General features: G+C 67.0%; 25 protein-coding genes and 2 tRNA genes. 14 read left to right on the forward strand and 13 right to left on the reverse strand.

Translation table 11 applies throughout. The features are described 5' to 3' along the window. Positions 1-87: 87 nt before the first annotated feature. The 9 genes from gspG (at position 88) to NV382_RS00900 (ending at position 5,821) form a co-directional block, all read left to right on the forward strand. Positions 88-525 carry a type II secretion system major pseudopilin GspG gene (gspG, locus tag NV382_RS00860; RefSeq protein ID WP_260598676.1) on the forward strand — a complete coding sequence of 146 codons (438 nt, stop codon included), beginning with the start codon at positions 88-90 and terminating at the stop codon, positions 523-525. A 1-nt stretch (position 526) separates the two neighbouring features. Then, the gene (locus NV382_RS00865; RefSeq protein WP_312026761.1) at positions 527-1,027 is read left to right on the forward strand and encodes a GspH/FimT family pseudopilin; all 501 of its coding nucleotides are present in this window, start codon (positions 527-529) and stop codon (positions 1,025-1,027) included. Between the two features lie 295 nt (positions 1,028-1,322). Then, positions 1,323-1,667 carry a type II secretion system minor pseudopilin GspI gene (gene gspI / locus NV382_RS00870; RefSeq protein WP_260598677.1) on the forward strand — a complete coding sequence of 115 codons (345 nt, stop codon included), beginning with the start codon at positions 1,323-1,325 and terminating at the stop codon, positions 1,665-1,667. Beyond that, positions 1,664-2,290: a type II secretion system minor pseudopilin GspJ gene (gene gspJ / locus NV382_RS00875; protein WP_260598678.1), complete on the forward strand. Its 627-nt coding sequence runs from the start codon at positions 1,664-1,666 to the stop codon at positions 2,288-2,290. Before gspI ends, gspJ begins: the two co-directional genes overlap by 4 nt. Next, complete coding sequence (gene gspK, locus NV382_RS00880; RefSeq protein WP_260598679.1) at positions 2,274-3,254, forward strand: type II secretion system minor pseudopilin GspK; 981 nt, start codon at positions 2,274-2,276, stop codon at positions 3,252-3,254. The genes gspJ and gspK overlap by 17 nt, the downstream gene beginning before the upstream one ends. Continuing rightward, positions 3,251-4,345, forward strand: coding sequence for a type II secretion system protein GspL (gspL, locus tag NV382_RS00885; RefSeq protein ID WP_260598680.1), 1,095 nt, complete (start codon positions 3,251-3,253; stop codon positions 4,343-4,345). The genes gspK and gspL overlap by 4 nt, the downstream gene beginning before the upstream one ends. Next, the gene (gene gspM / locus NV382_RS00890; RefSeq protein WP_260598681.1) at positions 4,342-4,821 is read left to right on the forward strand and encodes a type II secretion system protein M; all 480 of its coding nucleotides are present in this window, start codon (positions 4,342-4,344) and stop codon (positions 4,819-4,821) included. Before gspL ends, gspM begins: the two co-directional genes overlap by 4 nt. Next, a complete protein-coding gene (gene gspN / locus NV382_RS00895) occupies positions 4,818-5,537 on the forward strand; it encodes a type II secretion system protein N (RefSeq protein ID WP_260598682.1) in 720 nt (239 codons plus the stop codon). The genes gspM and gspN overlap by 4 nt, the downstream gene beginning before the upstream one ends. Before the next feature lie 59 nt (positions 5,538-5,596). Beyond that, complete coding sequence (locus NV382_RS00900) at positions 5,597-5,821, forward strand: DUF3072 domain-containing protein (RefSeq protein ID WP_260598683.1); 225 nt, start codon at positions 5,597-5,599, stop codon at positions 5,819-5,821. A 130-nt stretch (positions 5,822-5,951) separates the two neighbouring features. On the opposite strand, the gene NV382_RS00905 is transcribed toward NV382_RS00900, so the two are convergent. The 6 genes from NV382_RS00905 to ccmC all read right to left on the reverse strand — a co-directional run bounded on the left by NV382_RS00905 (position 5,952) and on the right by ccmC (position 10,802). Beyond that, positions 5,952-6,620, reverse strand: coding sequence for a tetratricopeptide repeat protein (locus tag NV382_RS00905; RefSeq protein ID WP_260598684.1), 669 nt, complete (start codon positions 6,618-6,620; stop codon positions 5,952-5,954). Next, positions 6,581-6,988, reverse strand: a complete 408-nt coding sequence (locus NV382_RS00910; RefSeq protein ID WP_260598685.1) for a cytochrome c-type biogenesis protein — start codon at positions 6,986-6,988, stop codon at positions 6,581-6,583. The genes NV382_RS00905 and NV382_RS00910 overlap by 40 nt, the downstream gene beginning before the upstream one ends. Beyond that, positions 6,985-7,512, reverse strand: a complete 528-nt coding sequence (locus NV382_RS00915; RefSeq protein WP_260598686.1) for a redoxin family protein — start codon at positions 7,510-7,512, stop codon at positions 6,985-6,987. Before NV382_RS00915 ends, NV382_RS00910 begins: the two co-directional genes overlap by 4 nt. Next, complete coding sequence (locus tag NV382_RS00920; RefSeq protein WP_260598687.1) at positions 7,509-9,536, reverse strand: heme lyase CcmF/NrfE family subunit; 2,028 nt, start codon at positions 9,534-9,536, stop codon at positions 7,509-7,511. Before NV382_RS00920 ends, NV382_RS00915 begins: the two co-directional genes overlap by 4 nt. After that, the gene (gene ccmE / locus NV382_RS00925) at positions 9,533-9,979 is read right to left on the reverse strand and encodes a cytochrome c maturation protein CcmE (protein WP_260598688.1); all 447 of its coding nucleotides are present in this window, start codon (positions 9,977-9,979) and stop codon (positions 9,533-9,535) included. Before ccmE ends, NV382_RS00920 begins: the two co-directional genes overlap by 4 nt. Positions 9,980-10,079: 100 nt before the next feature. Further along, entirely contained in the window at positions 10,080-10,802 is a 723-nt protein-coding gene (ccmC, locus tag NV382_RS00930) for a heme ABC transporter permease CcmC (RefSeq protein WP_260598689.1), read from the reverse strand. A gap of 105 nt (positions 10,803-10,907) precedes the next feature. Here ccmC and NV382_RS00935 point away from each other — a divergent pair, with 105 nt between their 5' ends. Continuing rightward, the gene (locus NV382_RS00935; protein ID WP_260598690.1) at positions 10,908-11,657 is read left to right on the forward strand and encodes an HAD-IIB family hydrolase; all 750 of its coding nucleotides are present in this window, start codon (positions 10,908-10,910) and stop codon (positions 11,655-11,657) included. 184 nt (positions 11,658-11,841) lie between these two features. Here NV382_RS00935 and NV382_RS00940 read toward each other — a convergent pair whose 3' ends face one another. The 3 genes from NV382_RS00940 to ald all read right to left on the reverse strand — a co-directional run bounded on the left by NV382_RS00940 (position 11,842) and on the right by ald (position 14,190). Next, positions 11,842-12,894: a Glu/Leu/Phe/Val family dehydrogenase gene (locus NV382_RS00940; protein ID WP_260598691.1), complete on the reverse strand. Its 1,053-nt coding sequence runs from the start codon at positions 12,892-12,894 to the stop codon at positions 11,842-11,844. A 41-nt stretch (positions 12,895-12,935) separates the two neighbouring features. Then, positions 12,936-13,012: transfer RNA gene (locus NV382_RS00945), tRNA-His, on the reverse strand. 68 nt (positions 13,013-13,080) lie between these two features. Beyond that, the gene (gene ald / locus NV382_RS00950; protein ID WP_260598692.1) at positions 13,081-14,190 is read right to left on the reverse strand and encodes an alanine dehydrogenase; all 1,110 of its coding nucleotides are present in this window, start codon (positions 14,188-14,190) and stop codon (positions 13,081-13,083) included. 206 nt (positions 14,191-14,396) lie between these two features. On the opposite strand from ald, the gene NV382_RS00955 reads away from it, so the two are divergent. The 3 genes from NV382_RS00955 (at position 14,397) to NV382_RS00965 (ending at position 16,951) form a co-directional block, all read left to right on the forward strand. After that, entirely contained in the window at positions 14,397-16,313 is a 1,917-nt protein-coding gene (locus tag NV382_RS00955) for a potassium transporter Kup (RefSeq protein ID WP_260600510.1), read from the forward strand. After that, entirely contained in the window at positions 16,310-16,819 is a 510-nt protein-coding gene (locus NV382_RS00960; protein WP_260598693.1) for a 2'-5' RNA ligase family protein, read from the forward strand. The genes NV382_RS00955 and NV382_RS00960 overlap by 4 nt, the downstream gene beginning before the upstream one ends. 55 nt (positions 16,820-16,874) lie before the next feature. Continuing rightward, positions 16,875-16,951 (forward strand) — tRNA-Met (locus tag NV382_RS00965). Between the two features lie 180 nt (positions 16,952-17,131). On the opposite strand, the gene NV382_RS00970 is transcribed toward NV382_RS00965, so the two are convergent. Beyond that, a complete protein-coding gene (locus NV382_RS00970) occupies positions 17,132-17,743 on the reverse strand; it encodes a peptidylprolyl isomerase (protein WP_260600511.1) in 612 nt (203 codons plus the stop codon). A gap of 493 nt (positions 17,744-18,236) precedes the next feature. On the opposite strand from NV382_RS00970, the gene trxB reads away from it, so the two are divergent. Next, entirely contained in the window at positions 18,237-19,202 is a 966-nt protein-coding gene (gene trxB, locus NV382_RS00975; RefSeq protein WP_260598694.1) for a thioredoxin-disulfide reductase, read from the forward strand. A 1-nt stretch (position 19,203) separates the two neighbouring features. Here trxB and NV382_RS00980 read toward each other — a convergent pair whose 3' ends face one another. The 3 genes from NV382_RS00980 to NV382_RS00990 are packed head-to-tail and all read right to left on the reverse strand — an operon-like array spanning position 19,204 to position 20,974. Beyond that, positions 19,204-19,980, reverse strand: a complete 777-nt coding sequence (locus NV382_RS00980; RefSeq protein WP_260600512.1) for a hydrolase 1, exosortase A system-associated — start codon at positions 19,978-19,980, stop codon at positions 19,204-19,206. Then, positions 19,968-20,678 carry a hypothetical protein gene (locus tag NV382_RS00985; RefSeq protein ID WP_260598695.1) on the reverse strand — a complete coding sequence of 237 codons (711 nt, stop codon included), beginning with the start codon at positions 20,676-20,678 and terminating at the stop codon, positions 19,968-19,970. Before NV382_RS00985 ends, NV382_RS00980 begins: the two co-directional genes overlap by 13 nt. A gap of 23 nt (positions 20,679-20,701) precedes the next feature. Further along, a complete protein-coding gene (locus NV382_RS00990) occupies positions 20,702-20,974 on the reverse strand; it encodes an acyl carrier protein (RefSeq protein WP_260598696.1) in 273 nt (90 codons plus the stop codon). Between the last annotated feature and the right edge of the window lie 27 nt (positions 20,975-21,001).

Raw genomic sequence — 21,001 nt, forward strand, 5'->3', positions numbered from 1 at the left:
TCTGCCGTCATCCTGAACTCGTTTCAGGATCCAGGCGCGGCCAGTGGCCAAAGTGACGGTGTTCGTGAGGCGAATGACCGCGCCTGGATGCCGGATCAAGTCCGGGATGACGGTGAAAAGGGCTTCACCCTCGTCGAACTCATGGTCGTGATCGTCATCCTAGGGCTGCTCGCCACGATCGTTGCGATCAACGTGCTGCCGAGCGGCGACCGCGCGCGGGTCGAAAAGGCCAAGAGCGATATCGCCACGATCGAGAGCGGGCTCGAAATGTACAAGCTGCAGAACTTCAACTACCCGAGCACCGCCGACGGCCTGAACGCGCTCATCACGCCCCCGTCCGGCATGTCCGATCCGGCGCGCTACCAGAAGGGCGGTTATCTCAAGAAGCTGCCCAACGATCCCTGGGATCGGCCGTACCAATATGCCTCGCCGGGCACGCATGGCTCGGTCGACATCTGGACGTTCGGTGCGGACGGCAAGGAAGGCGGCGAGGGCACCGACGCCGACATCACCAGCTGGGAATGACGTGGAGGATCGCCGCGCCATCCTCCTGAAGCGTCATGCCGACGGTTTCACGACCGTGCAGCGCTGCTTGCAGAACGGCTTCACGCTGGTCGAACTCATGGTCGTGATCACGATCATCGGCCTGGCCTCGGCGATCGCCGTGCTGTCGATGCCCGATCCGCGCGGGCGATTGCTCGACGAAGCGACCAGGTTCGCCGCGCGAACGCGTGCGGCCCATGATTCCGCGATCGTCGATGCACGTCCGGTCAGCGTCTGGGTGTCGACCGGCGGCTATGGCTTCGACGAACGCGCCGGCGGGCAGTGGCGCGCAATCGCCGAAAAACCACTCCGTGTTTCCCCTTGGGGCCAGGACGTGCGCCCGACGCTCACCGCCGAGCGCGACCGCGTCGTGTTCGATTCCACTGGCCTGGCCGATCGCTCGCTCGAACTGCGCCTGACGCGCGGCGACGAAAGCGAGATCGTCCGCATCGGCATCGACGGATCGGTCAGCGTCGGTGCTTGAAAGCCACAACTGCCGTGCTCCTGCGAACGCAGCAGCTTCGCATCGTTACCCGCCACCCCGGACTTGTTCCGGGGTCCACCATGCCGCATTCTCGCCGACCGTTGATTTTGCGGATCGGCGGACCCCGGAACAAGTCCGGGGTGACGGCGAAGCGGATGGTCTCGCACATCACCACAACGATCCCGAGAACGTTGGAACCCGCGGTAACACAACCCTGCGCCCGCGCCGCTGGGCTCCTGCCTCTGCAGAAGCACCGCAGCGCGCCAAACAGCACGGCTTCACCCTGATCGAGATGATGGTCGCCCTGGCCGTCTTCAGCCTCGCCGCCATGGCCCTGATCCGCCTCGAAGGCGCGACGATCCGTGGCGCCGGCATCCTCGATTCCACGCTCGTCGCGCAGATGGTTGCGCGCAATGTTGCGATCGAGGCGATCACCGATCCGCAGCCGCCAGCGATCGGCAAGACGCAGGGCGTCGAGCAGAATGGCGGCCGCGCCTGGACCTGGACGCGCGTGACGCAGCCGACTGGCGACGTCCGCATCCTGCGCATCGAGGTCGCGGTGGCCGATGCCAACGGCACGGTACATGGCCGGCTGTCGGTCGTCCGGCCGCCCAATCCACCCCCGGTCACCGTATCATGAAGCGCAGCGAATCCGGCTTCACGCTGATCGAGGTGATGATCTCGTTCCTGATCTTCGGCATGCTGTCGGCCGCCGGTGTCGCCTTGCTCGCGTTCAGCGTGAACGCGCAGGGCGCCACCGGCGCGCGGCTTGACGACATCTCCGCGCTCAACCGCGTCGCCGCCGCGCTGTCCGCCGATCTCGCCCAGGCGACGCTGCGCGCGACGCGCAATGAAGCGGGCGATCTCGTACCCGCCTTTACCGGCGAGGCTGGATCGAACGCCGCACCGATGCTGCGGCTCGTGCGCGGCGGCTGGAGCAATTTCGACGAGGCCCGCCGCGCCGGCGAGCAGAAGGTGGAATATCGCGTTTCGAACGACACGCTGGAGCGCATCGCCTATCCGATGCTCGATGGTGCCGAGCCGCTGCCGCCTGCGGCATTGCTCGGCAACGTGCGCGCCGTGGGGCTACGCTACCGGCTGGACGGCGCCTGGAGCGATCGCTGGCAGGGCACGCCACGCGCGCCCTTGCCGCAGGCGCTGGAGCTTCGCATCATCCGCACCGACGGCACCGAATTCCGCCAGTTGTTCCTCGTCGGTACCGGATACCGCCCGACAATCGGGGGCAATGATGCGGGAAAGTGAACGCGGCGCGGCACTGCTGACGGTGTTGTTGCTGGTCGCCGTCATCTCGGTGCTTGCCGCCACGGCGCTCGAAAAGCTCCGTCTGTCGACCAGGCTCGCGGGTAACGCCGCGGCGGGCGAGCAGGCGCGCGCTTACGGCTATGCCGCCGAGACACTGGCGCTGTCCCGCATCAATTCGATGCTTGGCAAGGCGGGCAAGCGCGTGACCTTGGCGGGCAATTGGAGCGGTACGCCGTTTCGCCTGCCGGTGCCCGGCGGCCTCGCCACGGCGCGCGTGCGCGATGGCGGCAATTGCTTCAATCTGAACGGCCTGGTGGTCCAGAACGAACCCGCCATCTATACCGCCTACGCGCCTGCGACCGTGCAGTTCACCCGGCTGATGCGGCTGGTCGGCGTGCCCGCCGCGCTCGCCGGCGGCATCGCCGATGCCACGACCGACTGGATCGACAGCGACGGCGCGGCCTTGCCGTCGGGCGCGGAGGACGGCGCCTATACCGGCGCCGCCACGCCATACCGCACCGCCAACACGCTGATGACCGACGTCAGCGAGCTGCGCGCCGTCTCGGGCGTTACCCCGCAAGTTTACGCCAAGGTTCGCCCTTGGTTATGCACGCTGCCGGTGGCAAAGCCATCGACGATCAACGTCAATACGCTTTTGCCGGAGCAGGCCCCCTTGTTTGCAATGCTGCTGCCCGACACGCTGGGCGTCGAGAGTGCGCGTCAGATGCTTCTGAAGCGTCCGCCCGCCGGCTTCGAGACCACTGAGGCTTTTTGGAAATTGCCGGCGCTCACCTCGGTCACTGCCGACGAGAATGCCAAGGCACAGACCGGCGTCACGACCCGCTGGTTCGCGCTGCAGGTCGATGTCGCGCTCGGCGCCGCCGATCTCGAACAGCAATCGACCATCGATGCCACCACCTTGCCCGCGCGGTTGGTGTCGCGCTCCTGGGGTGAACCGTCGTGAGCGACACGCTCGTCCTCTTCCTGCCGGCAGCGGATCTGCCGTGGCGCTGGCTGCGTATTGCCGACGACGTGGTGAAAGGGCGCGGCGACGGCTTTCCCGACATGCTCGATCCCGATGCGCCGCCACCGGTCGCGGTGGTGCCCGCAGACGCGGTGACCCTGCACTGGGCGGAATTGCCCGATCGGTCTCCTGCCCAGTCCGTTACGGCCGCGCGCATCCTCGCCGCCGATGCCAGCGCGTCGCCGATCGCCGATCTGCATGTCGCGGTGGGGCGCGAAGGCGGCATCGTGGAGCGGCCGATCGGCGTCGTCTCCGCGCTGCAGATGCATCATTGGCTGGCGACGCTCGCTGCCAACGGTGTTGATCCCGCCGCCCTGCTGCCCGCGCCGATGCTGCTCCCGCGGCCCGAAGAAGGCTATGTCCGTGCCGATCTCGGCGGCGAGGGCGTCGTGCGTGGCGCCACCAGCGGCTTTGCCGACGAGGCGCGGCTGACGGAATTGGTGACCGGCGGAGTCGCCCCCGCCACGCTCGCCCGCGACGAACTGGAGGCAGCGATCGTCGCGGCCATCGCAAGCCCGGCACTGGACCTGCGCCAGGGCGCGTTCGCCCGGCGCCGGCGCTTTGCCATCGATTGGTCGCTGATACGCCGGCTGGCCTGGCTGTCGCTGGCGATCCTCACCGTCACGCTGATCATCAGCCTGGTGTCCATCCTGAAGTACAATCTCGCCGCCGACGCGCTCGATCAGCGGGCGGAGCAGCTTGCTCGCCAGGGCCTGCCGCGTGGCGAGACGGTCAACGATGCCGACCGCCAGCTCAACGAGCGGCTGTCGCGGCTGCGTGGTGGCGGGTTCGGCTTCAGCCGCACCAGCGCGGCCTTGCTCTCCGCCGTCCGCGCCGTACCCGGCACCGAAGTCACGGCGCTCGCCTTCGATCCCAATGGCGAGTTGCGCGCCACCGTGTCCATGGCGGGTGAGGGGCCGGCGGTCGATCTGCGCAGCCGCGTCGAGGCACAGGGCTTCACCGCGCGGCTCAGCACGCTGGAATCGGTCAACGGCCGCGTCTCCGGCCAGATCACGGTAAGCCCAAGATGATCGCCAGTCTCAAGACGCTGTTCGAACAACGCTCGCTGCGCGAAAAGCGCATGCTGATCGTCATGGCGGCGCTCGCTATGTTGACGATCGTGTGGGGCGGGATCATCCGGCCGGTCAGCGACGCACTGTCGTCCGCGCGCGAGCGGCATGCCGGCGCGGTCGTCAGGATGGGCGAGACGCAGGCACGCCTCGCCGTGCTGCAGGCGCTGCAACGCAACCGCCCGGCGGCGCTCGGCGGGCCGCTCGACGCGATCGTCCGCGCCCGCGCCAACGACGCCGGGTTCCCGCTGTCGCTCGCCAATCCTGTCGGCAATGATCGGGTGCAGATCGCCATAGCCTCGGCCCGTCCCGGTGCGCTGCTCGGCTGGATCGGCGATCTGGAGGGCTCGGGCATCCTGGTCGATCAGCTGAACGTCACCAACAATGGCGACCAGACAGTGGCGGTGCAGATGACATTGAAGGCGCGCGGGATATGAGACGTATTCGCCTCGCCACCGGGCCTGGTCTGCTGTTCACCGCCGCCTTCGTGGTCGCGCTGATCGCGTTCCTGCCGATGCGGCTGGTGCTGGGCTGGATCGGCCTCGACGATACCGGCTTTACAGCGCGGGCGGTCGGCGGCAGCGTCTGGTCCGGCTCCTTGACCGAGGCGCGGTTCGGGGAGCTCGCCGTCGGCGATCTCAACGCCAGCCTCTCCCCGCTACAATTGCTCATCGGGCGGGCGAAAGTCTCGCTCGACAGCCGCGGCAGCACCAAGGCGCTGCGCGGCGCGGTCGGCATCAGCCGCCACAGCTTCGGCCTCGACGACATGACCGCCGCCCTCTCCGCCGGCACCGTCTTCGCCCCGGTACCGGTGACTGCGATCGACATGGACGATGTCACCGTGCGCTTCCAGGACGGCATCTGCCAGCGCGCGGAGGGCAGGGTGCGGGCAACCCTGTCGGGCGATATCGGCGGCGTCGCGCTCAGCCAGGGCCTCAGCGGCATCGCCAAGTGCGAGTCCGGCGCGCTGTTGCTGCCGCTCGCCAGCCAATCGGGCAGCGAAGCGGCGGCGATCCGCCTGTGGCCCACCGGCCGCTTCCGCGCCGAGATGAGCGTGCGCCCGAGCGATCCCGCCGCCGCCGCACAACTCCTGCAAAGCGGCTTCCAGCAGAGCGCGGCCGGCTACACGCTGGCCGTCGAAGGAACGCTATAGCCTCGGATTTCTGGAACAAGATAAGAACAGATGTGTTGAACCCGGTGAAGGAGCAACACATGACCGACCAGACGAACCCCAAGGATCATCCCACCGGCAATGCCGAGAAGGACCCGGACGATTGGACCACGGGCGGCGAGCCGATGACCGGCGCGCAGGCAAGCTACCTCAAGACGCTGAGCGAAGAGGCGCATGAGGAATTCGACGACACGCTGAACAAGGCGGACGCCTCGAAGCGCATCGACGAACTGCAAGGCAAGACCGGGCGCGGCACCGATAGCTAATCGCCACGTTTCAACACTGTTCCCCGGCGACGGCCGGGGCCCAGTAGCGAAACGCAAGCGACAGGCGCTGCGCTCAGTTACAGCGACCTATCCGCCTGGACCCCGGCCTCCGCCGGGGAACAGTGCAGCGCTACTGCGCCGCCTCGACCGCCAGGAACCGATCCAGCAACGCCACCCGCTCGGCGATTGCGCCATGATAAGAAACCCCCGCCGGCGTTACCGCCAGGGCCCGCGCCCAATACCGCCGCGCCTTGGCGAACTCCCCGGCGCGCACATAAGCCAGCCCGGCAAAGAAGAACGGCGCCGGGTGCTCCGGCGCCAGCCGCATCGCCCGCGAAAAGGCGAACAGCGCCGCCGGCGACACCCGTCCGCCATCATGCGTCGCCAGCACCGTGCCCAGCCCGGTCCACAGCGCCATCGAGCTTGGATAATGGTGCAGCCCGCCGATCACTGCTTTCACCGCATTGCCGCTATCGCCCGAGCGCAGCATCGCGTCGGAGGCGATCAGATACGCCGTATCGGCGCGGAACCGCCCGACCATGTCGTCGCGCAGCGCCAGCATGGCGGGATCGACCTGGATCGGATCGGCATCGGCCTTGACGGCATGGCCCGGCAGCAACGGCTCGCCCTGCAAGGCATATGCCGCCGCGCCCAGCATCAGTGCCGCCCCGACAAACGCCCACAAGCCGCGCGGCAGACCGATCAGCCGCAGCAACCCCGCAGCTACCGCCCCGACCAGGGCAAGCGCCACCCAGCCCATCAGCCGCGCCGCCGACGGAACAAGCCGCGCGCCAGCCATCCGCCCAGCCCTAGCAGCACCAGCGGCATCAGCCACAGCGGCGCCGTCACCGCGCTGAACGGCGGATCGTACGTCACATAATCACCGTAGCTCGCGATCAGCGACGCCCGCACCGTCTCGGCGCTTTCGCCCGCGGCAATCCGCCGCCGCACCAGCGCGCGCATGTCGCCCGCCATCTCGGCATCGCTATCGGCGATCGACTGACCCTGGCACACCAGGCAGCGGAGCGTCGCCATCAGCCCGCGCGCCTCTGCCTCCTTGGCCGGATCGCGCAGCTGCGTATCGGCATAGGCCGCCGCCGGCTGGCTGCTGTCGGCCAGCGCGGGCGCCGAGAGGCACGCCAGCAAGAGCGCCGCGCGCCATCTCACCGCGCCTTCTCCAGCGCGGCGAGCAGTTCCGGTATGTCCTCTTCGCGCACGTCGCCGACATGCTGCAGCACGATCCGCCCGCGCCCGTCGATCACGAACGTCTCCGGTACGCCCGACGATCCCAGCGCCAGCTGCACCGAACTCTCGCGGTCATTGCCGATGCGACTGTACGGGTCGCCATTGCGCCTCAGGAACGCCTGCACCGCGGCCGGCGCATCACGAATGGCAATCGCGTCGATCGGCACGCCCATCCGCCGCAGCCGCATCAGCATCGGCGCTTCGGCGATACACGGCAGGCACCAGCTGGCAAAGACGTTGAGCAGCCGCGGCTGCCCCTGCGCGAACACCGCGCTGCCAAGACCCGGCTTGCCCGGCACCATCGCGCCCAGCGAGAAAGTCGGCACGCTCTTGCCCACCATCGCCGATCGCACGGTGCGGTCGGCCGGGCGGATCAGCCCGCTCGCCACCACCGCGAAGACCAAGGCAAAGGCGCCGAGCGGCAACCAGATCATCCAGCGCTTCATGCAAATGCCTCCCGTTCGGCAACCCTGCGCTCGCGCCGCACGCGCCCGATCAGCGACAGCATGCCGCCGATCGCGATCAGCGCGCCGCCGGCCCAGATCAACGTCACGAACGGCTTCCACCACAGCCGCAACTGCCACCGGCCTTCGCCATCCGACTGGCCGAGCACGGTATACAGCTGCCCGTTCCACCGCGTCGCGATCGCCGATTCGCTGGTCACCGTGACGGGGGAGGAGAAATAGCGCGACTGCGGATACAGATAGAACCAGGCGCCGTCGTCACCACGCCGGATGCTCAACCGCGCCTGCAATGCCGACCAGTTCGGCCCGATCGCGGGTGAGATACCGTCCAGCCGCACCAGGAACGGCCCCACGCGGTTCGGCTCGCCCACTCGCACGGCAACCAAGGTCTCCTTGGTGAAGGCGCTGTCCGATGCCATCCCCGCCAGGCTCACCGCGATCCCCAGATGCGCGATCACCATGCCCCAGGTGAACAGCGGCGTCCGGCGCAAATTGCGCTTCCACAACGGCGCGACGCTGGCGGCGGCAAGACCGGCGGCAAGCCCCAGTCCCAGGAACGGCAGGATGCCGATCCCGCCGGTGGCGATAAAGATCGCCGCCATCGCCAATGCCGCCACGGCGATCGGCAGCATCATGCGCTCGAGTGCCACGTGGCCATCGTCACGGCGCCAGCGCAGCAGCGGCCCGACCGCCATCACCGTCACCAGGATCAATGCCACCGGGCCCGCCGCCTTGTCGAAGAAGGGCGGCCCGACCGACAATTGCACGCCCATTGCCGCCGCGACGATCGGGTACAGCGTCCCGATCAGCACGATGCCCAGGATCACCGACAGCAACAGGTTGTTGGCCACCAGTGCGCCTTCGCGGCTGACCAGATCGAACGTCGTGCCCTGCCGTACCGTGCCGATGCGCAAGGCGAACAGCACCAGCGCCCCACCGATATAGATCGCCAGCAGGGCGAGGATGAAACTGCCGCGCGAGGGATCGACGGCAAAGGCGTGCACGCTGGTCAGGATGCCCGATCGCACCAGGAAGGTGCCGACCATCGACATCGAAAACGCGACCACCGCCAGCATGACCGTCCAGGCGCGCAGGCCATCGCGCGTCGCCAGCACGCTGACCGAATGGAGCAGGGCAGTCGCCGCCAGCCATGGCATGAGAGAGGCATTCTCGACCGGGTCCCAGAACCACCAGCCGCCCCAGCCGAGCTCGTAATAGGCCCAATAGGATCCCGCCGTGATACCCAGCGTCAGGAAGATCCACGCTCCCAAGACCCAGGGCCGCATCGCCCGTGCGAATGCCGGCCCCACGTCGCGCGTGACCAGCGCGCCGACCGCAAACGAGAACGCTACCGAAATGCCGACATAGCCGATGTACAGGGTAGGGGGGTGGAACGCCAAACCCGGGTCCTGCAGCAGCGGGTTCAATCCCCGCCCATCCGGCGCCGCCGGGTTCAGCCGCGCGAACGGATTGGAGGAAAAGAGCAGGAAGGCATAGAAGCCGAGCGCGATCGCCGCCTGCGCGCCCAGCGTGGCAATCAGCGTGCGTGCCTGCAGCCGCCGCTCGATCGTCGCCACCGTCGCCCCGGCCAGCCCCAGGATCGTTACCCACAGCAGCATCGATCCCTCGTGGTTGCCCCACGCGCCGGCGATCTTGTACAGCATCGGCTTGTCCGAATGGCTGTTCTCGGCAACCAGCAGCACCGACATGTCCGATCGCACGAACACCGCGATCAGCAGGATCATCGCCAGGCCGGTCAGCACCCCTTGCACGACCGCGACGGGGCGCACCGCCGCCATGATCTCTTTAGCGACTTCACCCATTCGTGCTGAGCCTGTCAAAGCACCTGTATCCAGGTGAGCGGCCGGCTTCTCGGGTGCACGCCCTTCGACAAGCTCAGGACGAACGTGTTTGTTCAATCGCAAGCCGATGACCGCCAGCGCCAGCTGCAGCGCCGCCAGCGCTGCCGCCAGCCACAAGGCGGCAAGGCCCGCTTCGGCGATCATGGCTGCAGCGTCTTCGTCTCGTGCATCACGCCCTTGTCGGTCCGTGCGGCCTGCGGCGGCATGTAGCGCTCGTCATGCTTGGCGAGCAGGTTGCTGGCGACGAACGCGCCACCAGCCTCGAACATGCCCTCCGCCACCACGCCCGATCCTTCGCGGAACAGATCGGGCGTCACGCCGCGGAAACGTACCGGCACTGTCGCCACGCCATCGGTGACGACGAAGCGGATCGACACGCCGTCCGCCTGCTTGCGGATCGATCCGCGCTGCACCATCCCGCCCAGCCGCACCGCGCGGCCGACCGGTGGCCCCGCTTTGGCGACGTCGCCCGGCGCATAGAAAAAGGCGGCCTGATCCTTCAGCGCCGATAGCGCCAGGCCACTTGCCCCCGCCACCGCGGCGATCGCCAGCAGGACGAGCATCAATCTTTGCTGCTTGGGCTTCACCGCCGCTCCGCCCGCCGCATCGCGAGGTAACTGACCAGCGCCAGCGCCCCGCCGACCACGCCGACCAGGCCGTAGGCAGCATAGACGAACAGCCAGTGGTTCATCGCGCCATCCGCCGCTGCCGCGCTTCGGTCTTGGCCAGCGCCAGCATCGTGCGCATCCGCATCACGACGATGCCGGCAAAGAACAGGCTGAACCCGATCAGCGTCAGCCATAACGGCCACAGGATCGACGGCGCGATGCTGGAGCCGGTGAGCCCGATGCTCTGCCCCTGGTGGAGCGTGTTCCACCACACCACCGAATAGCGGATGATCGGCAGCAGCACCGATCCGGCGACACCGTACGTCGCCGGGATACGGCCATCGCCGCCCTGGTCGGCATCCGCCCGCGCCAGCGCCATATAGCCGAGATAGACGAAGAACAGCAGCAGCATGCTGGTCAGCCGGCCATCCCATTGCCACCACGTCCCCCAGGTCGGCCGCCCCCAGATCGATCCGCTGATCAGGCACAGTGCGGCGAACACCGCACCCGGTAAGGCGATCGCGCGCGCCGCGATCGATGCCAGCGGGTGGCGCCACACCAGGAAAACGATGCTCGACACCGCGATGCCGCTCCAGCCGCCCATGCCGAGCCAGGCGGTTGGCACGTGCACGTACATGATCCGGACCGTCTCGCCCTGCAGATAGTCGGGCGGCGTCAGCGTCAGCCCGGCCCAGGATCCGACCACGATCAGTGCCAAGCCGGTCCAGAACAGGATCGGCGTCATCGGCCGCGCGATCCTCAGGAACCGGGCGGGATTGGCAAGGGCGTGAATGCTGGGCACAGACGCCACGCTGTACTGCGACTTGAGGCGCTACTCAACCGCGGACCGCCAGGGCATATTTCGCACAGGCGGCGGTCGCCGCGCCGCGCCTTATGGGAGTTCGACATGAAACGACTGGTCGCCTTCGATCTCGATGGCACGCTTGCCGACAGCAAGCAGGCACTCGATCCCGCCATGGCCAAGCTGTTGGCCGATCTCGCCGCAAACGTGGCGGTCGCGGTCATCTCCGGCGGCGATTGGCCGCAATTCGACAAGCAGATCGTCGCGCGGCTTCCCGCGCACGCCGATCTCGCCAACCTGTTCATCATGCCGACCACCGGCACCAAGCTGTATCGCTGCCGAGACGGCCAGTGGCAGCAGGTCTATGCCGATATCTTCAGCCCCGAGGAGCGCGACCGCATCGTGCACGCGCTGGACGATGCCGTGCAGCAAGCGGGCTTCGCCGACGAACAGGTCTGGGGCGACAAGATCGAGGATCGCGGCAGCCAGATCACCTTTTCGGGGCTGGGGCAGGAGGCACCGATCGACGCCAAGAAGGCGTGGGATCCCGATTTTGCCAAGCGCAAGCAGATGCAGAAGATCGTCCAGGCGCAACTGCCCGGCTTCGCCGTCAATGTCGGCGGCTCGACCTCGATCGACATCACGCGCGAAGGTACCGACAAGGCCAGCGCCATGCGCGCGCTCGCCGAACATTCCGGCATCGCCACCGCGGACATGATCTTCCTGGGCGACGCGATCTACCCGGGCGGCAACGATTATGCGGTGAAGGCGGCCGGCATCGACACGATCACCGTCCGCGACCCCGCCGAGACCATGACCGCGATCACCGCCATGCTGGCGTTCCTGCGCGACTGAGTTGAACTATTAAACGTCACCCCGGCCTTGAGCCGGGGTCCAGCTTCTTCTGGCCAAGTAGCGGAAGCCTGCGTCAAGACGTAGCGGCCGCGACGTCAGCCCCAAACCCCCGTTCGTCCTGAGCCTGTCGAAGGACCTGTCCAAAACACGCGCTTCGACAAGCTCAGGGCTGACCGGCCGAGCCTCAGACCCGCCCGATCAACCGCCGCGCAATCTGATCCGCCACGTCCGAACTCGGCGCGCCGCTGCGGTCGGCCTCGTCCCACACCTCGGCCAGCCGCGCCGGGATGCGCTCGATCCGCGCCATCACTTCGTTCTCGTCGCCTTGCCCGAGATATTCGAGCCCGACATTGATGATCCCGCCGGCGTTGATCACATAATCCGGCGCATACAGGATGCCGCGTTCGGCCAGCCGGGCGCCATCCTCGCGCGTGGCGAGCTGGTTGTTCGCGCCGCCGGCGATCACCTTGGTCCTCAGCGCCGCGATCGACTCTTCGGTCAAGATCGCGCCCAGCGCATTGGGGCTGACGACATCCGCCGCGACGCCCAGGATCGCGTCTGCCGACACCGTCTCGCCGCCAAGCTCCGCCGCCAGTGCGGCCGCGCGGTCGGCATTGACGTCCGCCAGCGTCAGGCGAGCGCCGTCGCGCGCCAGCAACCGGGCCAGCCCGCTGCCGACGCTGCCCACGCCCTGGATCGCGACATGCACGCCGTGCATCGAATCGACACCCAGTCCACGCTGCGCCGCCGCCTTCACGCCAAGATACACGCCGTGTGCCGTATACGGCCCGGGATCGCCGCCCGCGCTGCCCGCCGCCACCGGCAGGCCGGAGACGTGGCGCGTCTGCGTAGCGATCACCTTCATGCTCGCTTCGGACATGCCGACATCCTCGGCCGTCACATATTTGCCGCCCAGCGACTCGACCGCGCGCCCGAACGCCTCGAGCCGCGCCGGCGTGATCGCGTCGCCGGCCTTGTCGGCCAGCACCACGCCCTTGCCGCCGCCCATCGGCAGCCCGGCCATGGCATTCTTGAAGCTCATGCCGCGCGACAGGCGCAGCGCGTCGGTGATCGCCCGGTCGCTGTCGGCATAATGCCAGAAGCGCACGCCGCCGGCCGCAGGGCCCAGATGCGTCGAATGCACCGCAATCACCGCCTGCAGGCCGCTTGCGGGATCGGAAAAGAGGTGCACGCCCTCATGGTCGTCGAAGTCGGGGAAGCCCCAGCCGCTGGTCATGATAGCTCTCGCAAGGAAGGAGGGTGCTCGGGGAAAGGGAGTGGGGCGACCGACGGGACTTGAACCCGCAACATCCGGCATCACAAGCCGACGCTCTAACCAATTGAACTACGATCGCCGCAGAGCCAGCGCCCCTAGCCGCAGGCGGGCGGCCGCGTCAAGATTACACCGCGGCCCGCCCGCCGATTAGGCCGCCTGCCAGGCGTCGAACGGCAGGTCGAGCGCGTCCGCCACCGCCCGGTGCCGGATCTTGCCGCCCGAAACGTTCAGCCCGTTGGCGAGATGCGCATCCGCCGCCATCGCTGCCTCGGCACCCAGATTGGCGAGCTTCAGCACGAAGGGCAGGGTCGCATTGTTGAGCGCAAAGGTGCTGGTTCGCGCCACCGCGCCCGGCATGTTGGCGACACAATAATGGATTACGCCGTCGACTTCGAACACCGGATCCTCGTGCGTCGTCGCATGGCTGGTCTCGAAGCACCCGCCCTGATCGATCGCGATATCCACCAGCACGCTGCCGCGCTTCATCGTCTTCAGCATCTCGCGCGTGACGAGCTTGGGCGCTGCGGCGCCGGGGATCAGCACCGCGCCGATCACCAGATGCGCGTTCTTCACCGCCGCGGCGATCGCCGCCCGGCTGGCATAAGCGGTCTTGATCTGGCTGGAGAAGAACATGTCGAGCTCGGCCAGCCGGGCGTTCGAAATGTCGTAGATCGTCACGTCGGCGCGCATGCCGACCGCCATCTGCGCCGCATTGACGCCGGAAACGCCGCCGCCCAGGATCGCCACCCGTGCCGGTGCCACGCCCGGCACCCCGCCGAGCAGCACGCCGCGCCCGCCTTGTTCCTTCTCCAGATAATGCGCGCCGACCTGGATCGACATGCGCCCGGCGACTTCGCTCATCGGCTTGAGCAGCGGCAGCGAACGATCGTTCGCGGTCACCGTCTCATACGCGATGCAGGTCGCGCCCGACTTGATCAGCCCCTCGGCCTGCGGCTTGTCCGCGGCCAGATGGAGATAGGTGAACAGCAGGTGCCGCGGCTCGAGCAAGGCGATCTCGCTCGCCTGCGGCTCCTTCACCTTCACGATCATGTCCGACTGGCGGAACACCGACGCCGCATCGGGCAGGATCGTCGCGCCGGCATTGATATAATGCTGGTCCTCGAAATCGATCCCCAGCCCGGCGCCGGTCTGCACCACCACCTCATGGCCCTGTGCCACCAGCTCGACCACGGCAGGCGGGGTCAGGCCGACACGATATTCGTGATTCTTGATTTCCTTGGGAACACCGACGCGCATCGCTCAAGACTCCGGTTTCATTTGCAACTATCGTAACATTACCCCTGCCACTTGTCCCGTTGCGGGTGCAAGCGGGGAGGTGTAAGGCGCGCAACCTTGGGGTAAATCTTTGTTCCCACAGGGGCGTGGTGCCGTTCGATGATAGATGATGACGTAACCCGGATGCGATCGTCGGGCCTGTGAGCGCGCCCGCCAGCACTGATGTCATCCCCGCGCAGGACGTCGGTTCCGCCGGCGCGCAACTCGGCGCCTCGGGCGGCCACCACAAGGACGGCCTGATCAAATTGTCGCTCGGCGCGATCGGCGTGGTGTTCGGCGATATCGGCACCAGCCCGCTATATGCGTTCCGCGAAACCTTTGCCGGCCATCATCCGCTGGCGCTCGATCCGCTGCATATCTGGGGCGTCGTCAGCCTGATGTTCTGGTCGATGATGATCGTCGTCTCGCTGAAATACGTCTCGATCATCATGCGCGCCGACAATAAGGGCGAGGGCGGCAGCCTGGCGCTGCTCGCGCTGATCTCCGGCCGTACCAAGATCAAGCGCTGGTCCAAGGGCATCATCCTGCTCGGCGTGTTCGCCACTGCCTTGTTCTACGGCGACAGCATGATCACCCCCGCAGTGTCGGTCCTGTCCGCGGTCGAGGGGCTCGCGGTCGCGGCGCCGGCCTTTGCCGGCCTCGTGCTGCCGATCGCGGTCGTGATCATCATCGGCCTGTTCTCGATCCAGCGCAGCGGCACGTCCAAGGTCGGGCTGTTTTTCGGGCCGATCATGCTCGTCTATTTCGCCGTCATCGCCACGCTCGGCATCATCAGCGTCGTGAAGACGCCCGAGATCCTGACCGCCTTCTCGCCGCATTATGCCGTGCAATTCTTCTACAGCGATCCGCTGCGCGCGTTCCTGGCGCTGGGTTCGGTCGTGCTGGCCGTCACCGGGGCCGAGGCGCTGTACGCGGACATGGGCCATTTCGGGCGCAATCCGATCCGCGTGTCCTGGCTGTTCTTCGTGCTGCCGGCATTGATGGCCAATTACATGGGGCAGGGGGCGTTGCTGTCGCGTGAGGGTGCCGGCGCATTGGCCAGCCCGTTCTACAATCTGGCACCGCAAGCGCTGCAGCTGCCGCTCGTCGTGCTCGCCACCTGCGCGGCGGTGATCGCCTCGCAGGCGGTCATATCGGGCGCCTTCTCGGTCACGCAGCAGGCGATCCAATTGGGCTTCATGCCGCGCCTGCGCATCGAACATACCAGTGCCGCAACCGCCGGGCAGATCTACATCCCGCTCGTCAACTGGATGCTGCTGGTCATGGTGCTGCTGCTGGTGATGTTCTTCCGCACCTCGTCCAACCTCACCTCCGCCTATGGCATCGCCGTTACCGGCGCGATGCTGATCGACACATGCCTGCTCGCCGTCGTGCTGTTCAAGCTGTGGAATTGGCCGAGGATCTACGCCATCCCGCTGCTCGCCATCTTCTTCATCGTCGATGGCGCCTATTTCGCCGCCAACCTGACCAAGGTGCCGGCCGGCGGTTGGTTCCCGCTGCTCGCCGGCCTGATCATCTTCACCTTCCTGACCACCTGGTCGAAGGGCCGGCAGCTGATGATCGATCGCCTGCGCGAGGGCGCGATGCCGATCAAGGTGTTCATCCAGTCCGCCGCCACCGCCGCCACCCGCGTGCCGGGCACCGCGGTGTTCATGACCTCGTCGGCCGAAGGCGTGCCGCATGCGCTGCTGCACAATCTCAAGCACAACAAGGTGCTGCACGAGCGCATCATCCTGCTGACCGTGAAGATCATGGACGAGCCTTATTATCCCGATGACGGCCGCTGCCATCTCGAGGATCTCACCCACGGATTCCACCGCATGGTGCTGAAATACGGCTTCATGCAGGAGCCGGACGTGCCCGCCGCACTCTCGCGCATCCACCAATGCGGCCCCGATTTCCGCATGATGGATACCAGCTTCTTCCTGTCGCGGCAGACGCTGCTTGCCTCCGATCGGCCCGGCATGATGATCTGGCGCGAAAAGCTGTTCGCCTGGATGCTGCGCAACGCGGAAAGCGCGATGGAATTCTTCCGCCTGCCGACCAACCGCGTGGTCGAGCTGGGCAGCCAGGTCGAGATTTGACCGAGCCCGCACCGATTATCGTCACGGCCTTGTTCGGCAAGGCGGACACTGCCTATTTCGACGGCTTGCGGCGGGCGCACTTCCCGCCCGAGCGCAACCAGCTCGCCGCGCATCTGACGATGTTCCACCATCTGGCGCCATCGCTGGAGGCCGAGCTGAAACAGCGGCTCGCGGCCGAAACCCGCGGTATCGCTGCGCCCGTCGCGCGCATCGCCGGCTTGATGTCGCTCGGGCGCGGCGTGGCGTTCCGCATCGAATCGCCCGAACTCGCCGCTATCCGCGATTCCCTCGCCGACGCTTTCTCCTCGATGCTCACGCCGCAGGATGCGGCAGGCTGGCGGCCACACGTCACGATCCAGAACAAGGTGGAGCCGGCGCAGGCCAAATTGCTCCAGGCGCAACTCGAAACGGACTTCCGCCCCCGCGCCGCGCCGATCGTCGGGCTGGCGACCTGGTGGTATCGCGGCGGACCCTGGGAAAAGCTGTCGCGTCACATGTTCGCTTGACCGGCCCGGACACCCTTCCTATAGCCCGCGCCTCGCGAGTGCGTAGCCCGTATGGGGCGGAGTAGCTCAGCTGGTTAGAGCACGGGAATCATAATCCTGGGGTCGGGGGTTCAAGTCCCTCCTTCGCTACCACTCGCGACCGTTTTCCAGTACCATCCCGCAGTTGCGCGGCGACATCACTGCTCCGCGGCGAAGGCCGGGGTCCAGTAGCGACACGACCATTGGCGCATGCTGCGCGCAGTTACGCCCCGCTTACACCCAAAGACCCACAGCTTGAGGCATGCTCAACCCCAACGGGTCCTGTAAGGTCCGCTAAGGCACCCGCCTTGCCGACCGGATCAGCACCGGCGGCACGATCATCTGCCCCTTCATCATGCCGTCGCCCGCCGTGGCCGATGTCGGCGCATCCAGGATGTGCTGCACCACCTCCATGCCCTCCACGACGTGCCCGAAGGCGGCATAGCCCAGGTTGTCGCCCGGCTGGCTCGGATCGGCATCCAGCCCCGGCTGATCCCCCACCATGATCGTGAAGTCGCCGCTCGCCGTGCCCGGTGCATAGCGCGCGATCGAGATCGTGCCGCTCAGATGCTTGATGCCGGTCTGCGTGGTCGGCTCGTGCTTGATCGGCGGCAACACCCGCTTGGGCGCGTTCTGCACTCCGAACTGCACGAAGCCGAACCCCGGCCCCCCCTTGGCGGTACGATAGAAGCCGATCCCGTCGAGCCGCTTCTGATCGACATATCTCAGGAAGTTCGCGGTGGTGATCGGCGCGCGTTCCTTCTTCAACGCCAGCACGATTCGGCCGTCCGCGGTATCGAGCACCACGCGAACCGTAGCCGGGGCAGGGGGCACCGCCGGTGGCGGCAGCGGCGTCGGTGCCGGTACAGCCTGGGCGGCCAGCGCCAGGAACAAGTAAACCATCATCATCTCCACACCTCAGCCTCACCCATTGCGCGTCATCCAGCCCAACTTGGCAACCCCCAACTTCTGCCCAACGTACTTCTAAAGCTCCCCGGCGAGGGCCGGGGCCCAGGTGCGATGGCGGTAGTTACCCGGCACACCGCATCACCAATCCAATCACAAGCGACACAGCTTTTCCGCTGTCCTACAACGACCCACCATCGTACCTTCAAACCATGAGCCCGCAGCCCCTCCTCCAGCCCGCCAATCGCAACGATCGAGTCGACCCAAGACAACCCCGCCCGGCGTTCAACCTTCTCAACATTCGCGCGGCGATCCGTAACGAAATCAACGAGATGCACACTCAACCGCGGGGTTGAACAACACCAGCGCCAAACGTCGCTCAACCACATGGTTGAACAAGCCGCTTGCCCTTTAACCCGCCCCACGCCGCTCCCATGTTGATGGTCGGCCACGCGCCCCCTAGAAGCGCCGCTTCGCCACGACGGACACCTTCATGACCACGCACACCACCAAGATGCTCATCCTCGGCTCCGGGCCGGCCGGCCTCAGCGCTGCCATCTACGGCGCGCGTGCCGGCATGGCGCCGATCGTCGTGCAGGGCATCCAGCCGGGCGGGCAGCTCACCACCACCACCGATGTCGAGAATTATCCTGGCTTCCGTGATGTGGTCCAGGGCCCCTGGCTGATGCAGGAGATGCAGGCCCAGGCTGAACATGTCGGCACGCGGCTGATGTGGGACACGATCGTCGAGGTCGATCTCACCCGCCGGCCGTTCCGCCTGATCGGCGACGGCGGCGACATCTATGAAGGCGACACGTTGGTCGTCGCCACCGGCGCGCAGGCCAAATGGCTCGGGCTCGACAGCGAGGATGCGCTGAAGGGCAAGGGCGTCAGCGCCTGCGCCACCTGCGACGGCTTCTTCTATCGCGGCAAGAAGGTCGCGGTGATCGGCGGCGGCAACACCGCGGTCGAGGAGGCGCTGTACCTTACCAATCACTCGCCCGACGTCGTGCTGATCCATCGCCGCGACAGCTTCCGCGCCGAGAAGATCCTCCAGGAGCGTTTGTTCGCGCACAAGGGCGTGACCGTGATGTGGAACAAGGAAGTCGCCGAGTTCGTCGATGGCGGCGGCACGTCCGGGCTCGTCGCGCTCGACCTGCGCGACACCGTCACCGGCGAGATGTCGCGCATCGATGTCGAGGGCGGGTTCGTCGCGATCGGTCATCACCCCGCGACCGAGCTGTTCCGCGGCCATCTCGATCTCGACGAGGATCATTATATCGCGGTCGAGACCGGCAGCACGCGCACCTCGGTGCCGGGCGTGTTCGCCTGTGGCGACGTGATGGACAAGGTCTACCGCCAAGCGGTCACCGCCGCCGGCACCGGCTGCATGGCCGCGCTGGATGCCGAACGCTTCCTGGGCGAAGTGGAGTTCGAGCTGGCCGAAGCCGCCGAGTAACTCAGCCGAGCACGCCGCGCAGGATCGCCTCCAGCGCGGCCTGGTCCTCGCCTCGGGCGAAGCTGTGCGACGCGGTATCGATGATGTGGGTGGTGACCGGGAGGTCGGTGGCATGCATGACGTCCGCATAGGCGATCGCCGTCGCATCCTTTTCCGCGAGCACGATGGTGACCGGCGTGGTGCCGGCAAGAGCGGCTGCAAGGCGGACGGCAAGCGCGTCGCCCTCTTGCGACCGGCGCTCCGATATCCGCCGCAAGCCTCTGAAAAGCTTGCGAACGTCTACCCCACCACGCAGCAGCCGGAGATAGGTCGCCGGATCCTTGAACCGCTCGACATACCGCGCCCGGATCGCCGCCGGCGGCGGCAAGTCGTCGGCCCGGTCGATCGTCCAAGGATTGGCGAGCACCAGCGCATCGATCCCCGCCTGCCGGTGAAACAGGGCAAGTGCCGTCGCCGCATCGCAATTGCCGAACCCGACGATGCGGGCCACCGTCGGTACCGCGGCACGGAATGCAGCGAGGGCCGCCGCCATGTCCTCGGCGGAACGTTCGAACCCTTCATTCTCGCCGGATGAATCACCGATGCCGCGGCGATCGTACCGGAACACTGGCGTGCCCGACCTCGCCAGGTTGGCCGCGAGTGCGGCCATGCCACGATGCGCACCGATGCGGATCTCGTTGCCGCCGGACACGATCAACAGGCCGGTGGTACCCGCCGCTTCATCCAGCGTGCCGACCAGCATCTCGCCGCCACAGGGAAAGGTGATCACCCGCCGCATGCGACCACCCATGCGGCGATATCCTCGGCCAGCAGCGCGGCGAGCGCAGCGTCGTTGCCGGGCTCCGCACGACGCCACAACGGCGCACCGGCCAGCTTGAGGTCGGCCGACTGGGCATCGGTTTCCAGCCGAACTGTGCGAATGGTGCCGGCTGCGGCCGGCACCGCCGCGGCCAGATCGGCAAGCAGTGTCCGGCTCAGCCGATTGCCGGCGAGCTCGATTGGCGCACCGGGCGGCTCGATCGCTCCGGCATCGAAATGCTCGCCCGCTTCCTTGGCCGCAGCAAGCCGGGTGCGGAGCATCTCACGCACCAGCTTTGCGCCTGTCATCGGCGCAAAATGGTAGCGGCCGGCCAGATCCGCCTGCGTGTCGAGCAGCGCACCGCCCCGAATGGCAAAGCTGTAGACCGATCCGTGGTCGGCACGCAGCGCCTGCGCTGCGTCGCGAAAGGCAGCGCGCCAGTCGCCCAACGCCGCCTGTTCTATTGGAACGAGCGAGTCGCCAGACCCCGGAAGATCGGGCAGCGCGTTGGAAATGCCACGCTCTGCCAACGCCCGCAATACCGTCACCATGAAGGCGCGGGTGCGATTGGCCTCCTCGAACGGCGGCATGGCCGCAAGGACCAGCGGTCCACTCTTCGGCCCGAAGCGCAACAGCGTCTCGCTGCCGCCTTGCCAGGCATAGGTCATCGGACTCATGACCCGGTCATGTCCGCTTACTGTCAGATGAGCGCCTTGGCGTCGGCAAAGCGAACCAAGGCGCCGAACGTCTCGAGCATTTCGCCATCGACCTCGTCATCCTCGATCAGGACGCCAAGCCGCTCCTCGAGCTCGGTCAATAACCCGGCCACTGCCATCGAATCGAGCTCCGGCAACGCGCCGAACAACGGCGTCTCGCTGCGGAAAGCGTCGACCCGCTCCTGCGACAGTCCAAGCACGTCCTTTAGAACGGCGCGCACCGTCGCATCGACTTCGTTGTGATCGTCTGGCAGCACGTCGCCCTCGCTTGGCCGTTTTCTGCC

The organism is Sphingomonas endolithica (assembly GCF_025231525.1).
Lineage (GTDB): Bacteria > Pseudomonadota > Alphaproteobacteria > Sphingomonadales > Sphingomonadaceae > Sphingomonas > Sphingomonas endolithica.

Bases quoted from the DNA above. Each gene is read 5' to 3' on its own strand.
- NV382_RS00980 (WP_260600512.1), bottom strand. From the start codon at position 19,980: ATGCGGCGGGTGATCACCTTTCCCTGTGGCGGCGAGATGCTGGTCGGC.
- ald (WP_260598692.1), bottom strand. From the start codon at position 14,190: ATGCGCGTCGGTGTTCCCAAGGAAATCAAGAATCACGAATATCGTGTC.
- trxB (WP_260598694.1), top strand. From the start codon at position 18,237: ATGACCACGCACACCACCAAGATGCTCATCCTCGGCTCCGGGCCGGCC.
- gspI (WP_260598677.1), top strand. From the start codon at position 1,323: ATGGTCGCCCTGGCCGTCTTCAGCCTCGCCGCCATGGCCCTGATCCGC.
- NV382_RS00985 (WP_260598695.1), bottom strand. From the start codon at position 20,678: ATGAGTCCGATGACCTATGCCTGGCAAGGCGGCAGCGAGACGCTGTTG.
- NV382_RS00970 (WP_260600511.1), bottom strand. From the start codon at position 17,743: ATGATGGTTTACTTGTTCCTGGCGCTGGCCGCCCAGGCTGTACCGGCA.
- gspK (WP_260598679.1), top strand. From the start codon at position 2,274: ATGATGCGGGAAAGTGAACGCGGCGCGGCACTGCTGACGGTGTTGTTG.
- NV382_RS00915 (WP_260598686.1), bottom strand. From the start codon at position 7,512: ATGAAGCGCTGGATGATCTGGTTGCCGCTCGGCGCCTTTGCCTTGGTC.
- NV382_RS00920 (WP_260598687.1), bottom strand. From the start codon at position 9,536: ATGATCGCCGAAGCGGGCCTTGCCGCCTTGTGGCTGGCGGCAGCGCTG.
- NV382_RS00900 (WP_260598683.1), top strand. From the start codon at position 5,597: ATGACCGACCAGACGAACCCCAAGGATCATCCCACCGGCAATGCCGAG.
- NV382_RS00905 (WP_260598684.1), bottom strand. From the start codon at position 6,620: ATGGCTGGCGCGCGGCTTGTTCCGTCGGCGGCGCGGCTGATGGGCTGG.
- gspM (WP_260598681.1), top strand. From the start codon at position 4,342: ATGATCGCCAGTCTCAAGACGCTGTTCGAACAACGCTCGCTGCGCGAA.
- gspN (WP_260598682.1), top strand. From the start codon at position 4,818: ATGAGACGTATTCGCCTCGCCACCGGGCCTGGTCTGCTGTTCACCGCC.
- gspJ (WP_260598678.1), top strand. From the start codon at position 1,664: ATGAAGCGCAGCGAATCCGGCTTCACGCTGATCGAGGTGATGATCTCG.
- gspG (WP_260598676.1), top strand. From the start codon at position 88: ATGCCGGATCAAGTCCGGGATGACGGTGAAAAGGGCTTCACCCTCGTC.
- NV382_RS00940 (WP_260598691.1), bottom strand. From the start codon at position 12,894: ATGACCAGCGGCTGGGGCTTCCCCGACTTCGACGACCATGAGGGCGTG.
- NV382_RS00935 (WP_260598690.1), top strand. From the start codon at position 10,908: ATGAAACGACTGGTCGCCTTCGATCTCGATGGCACGCTTGCCGACAGC.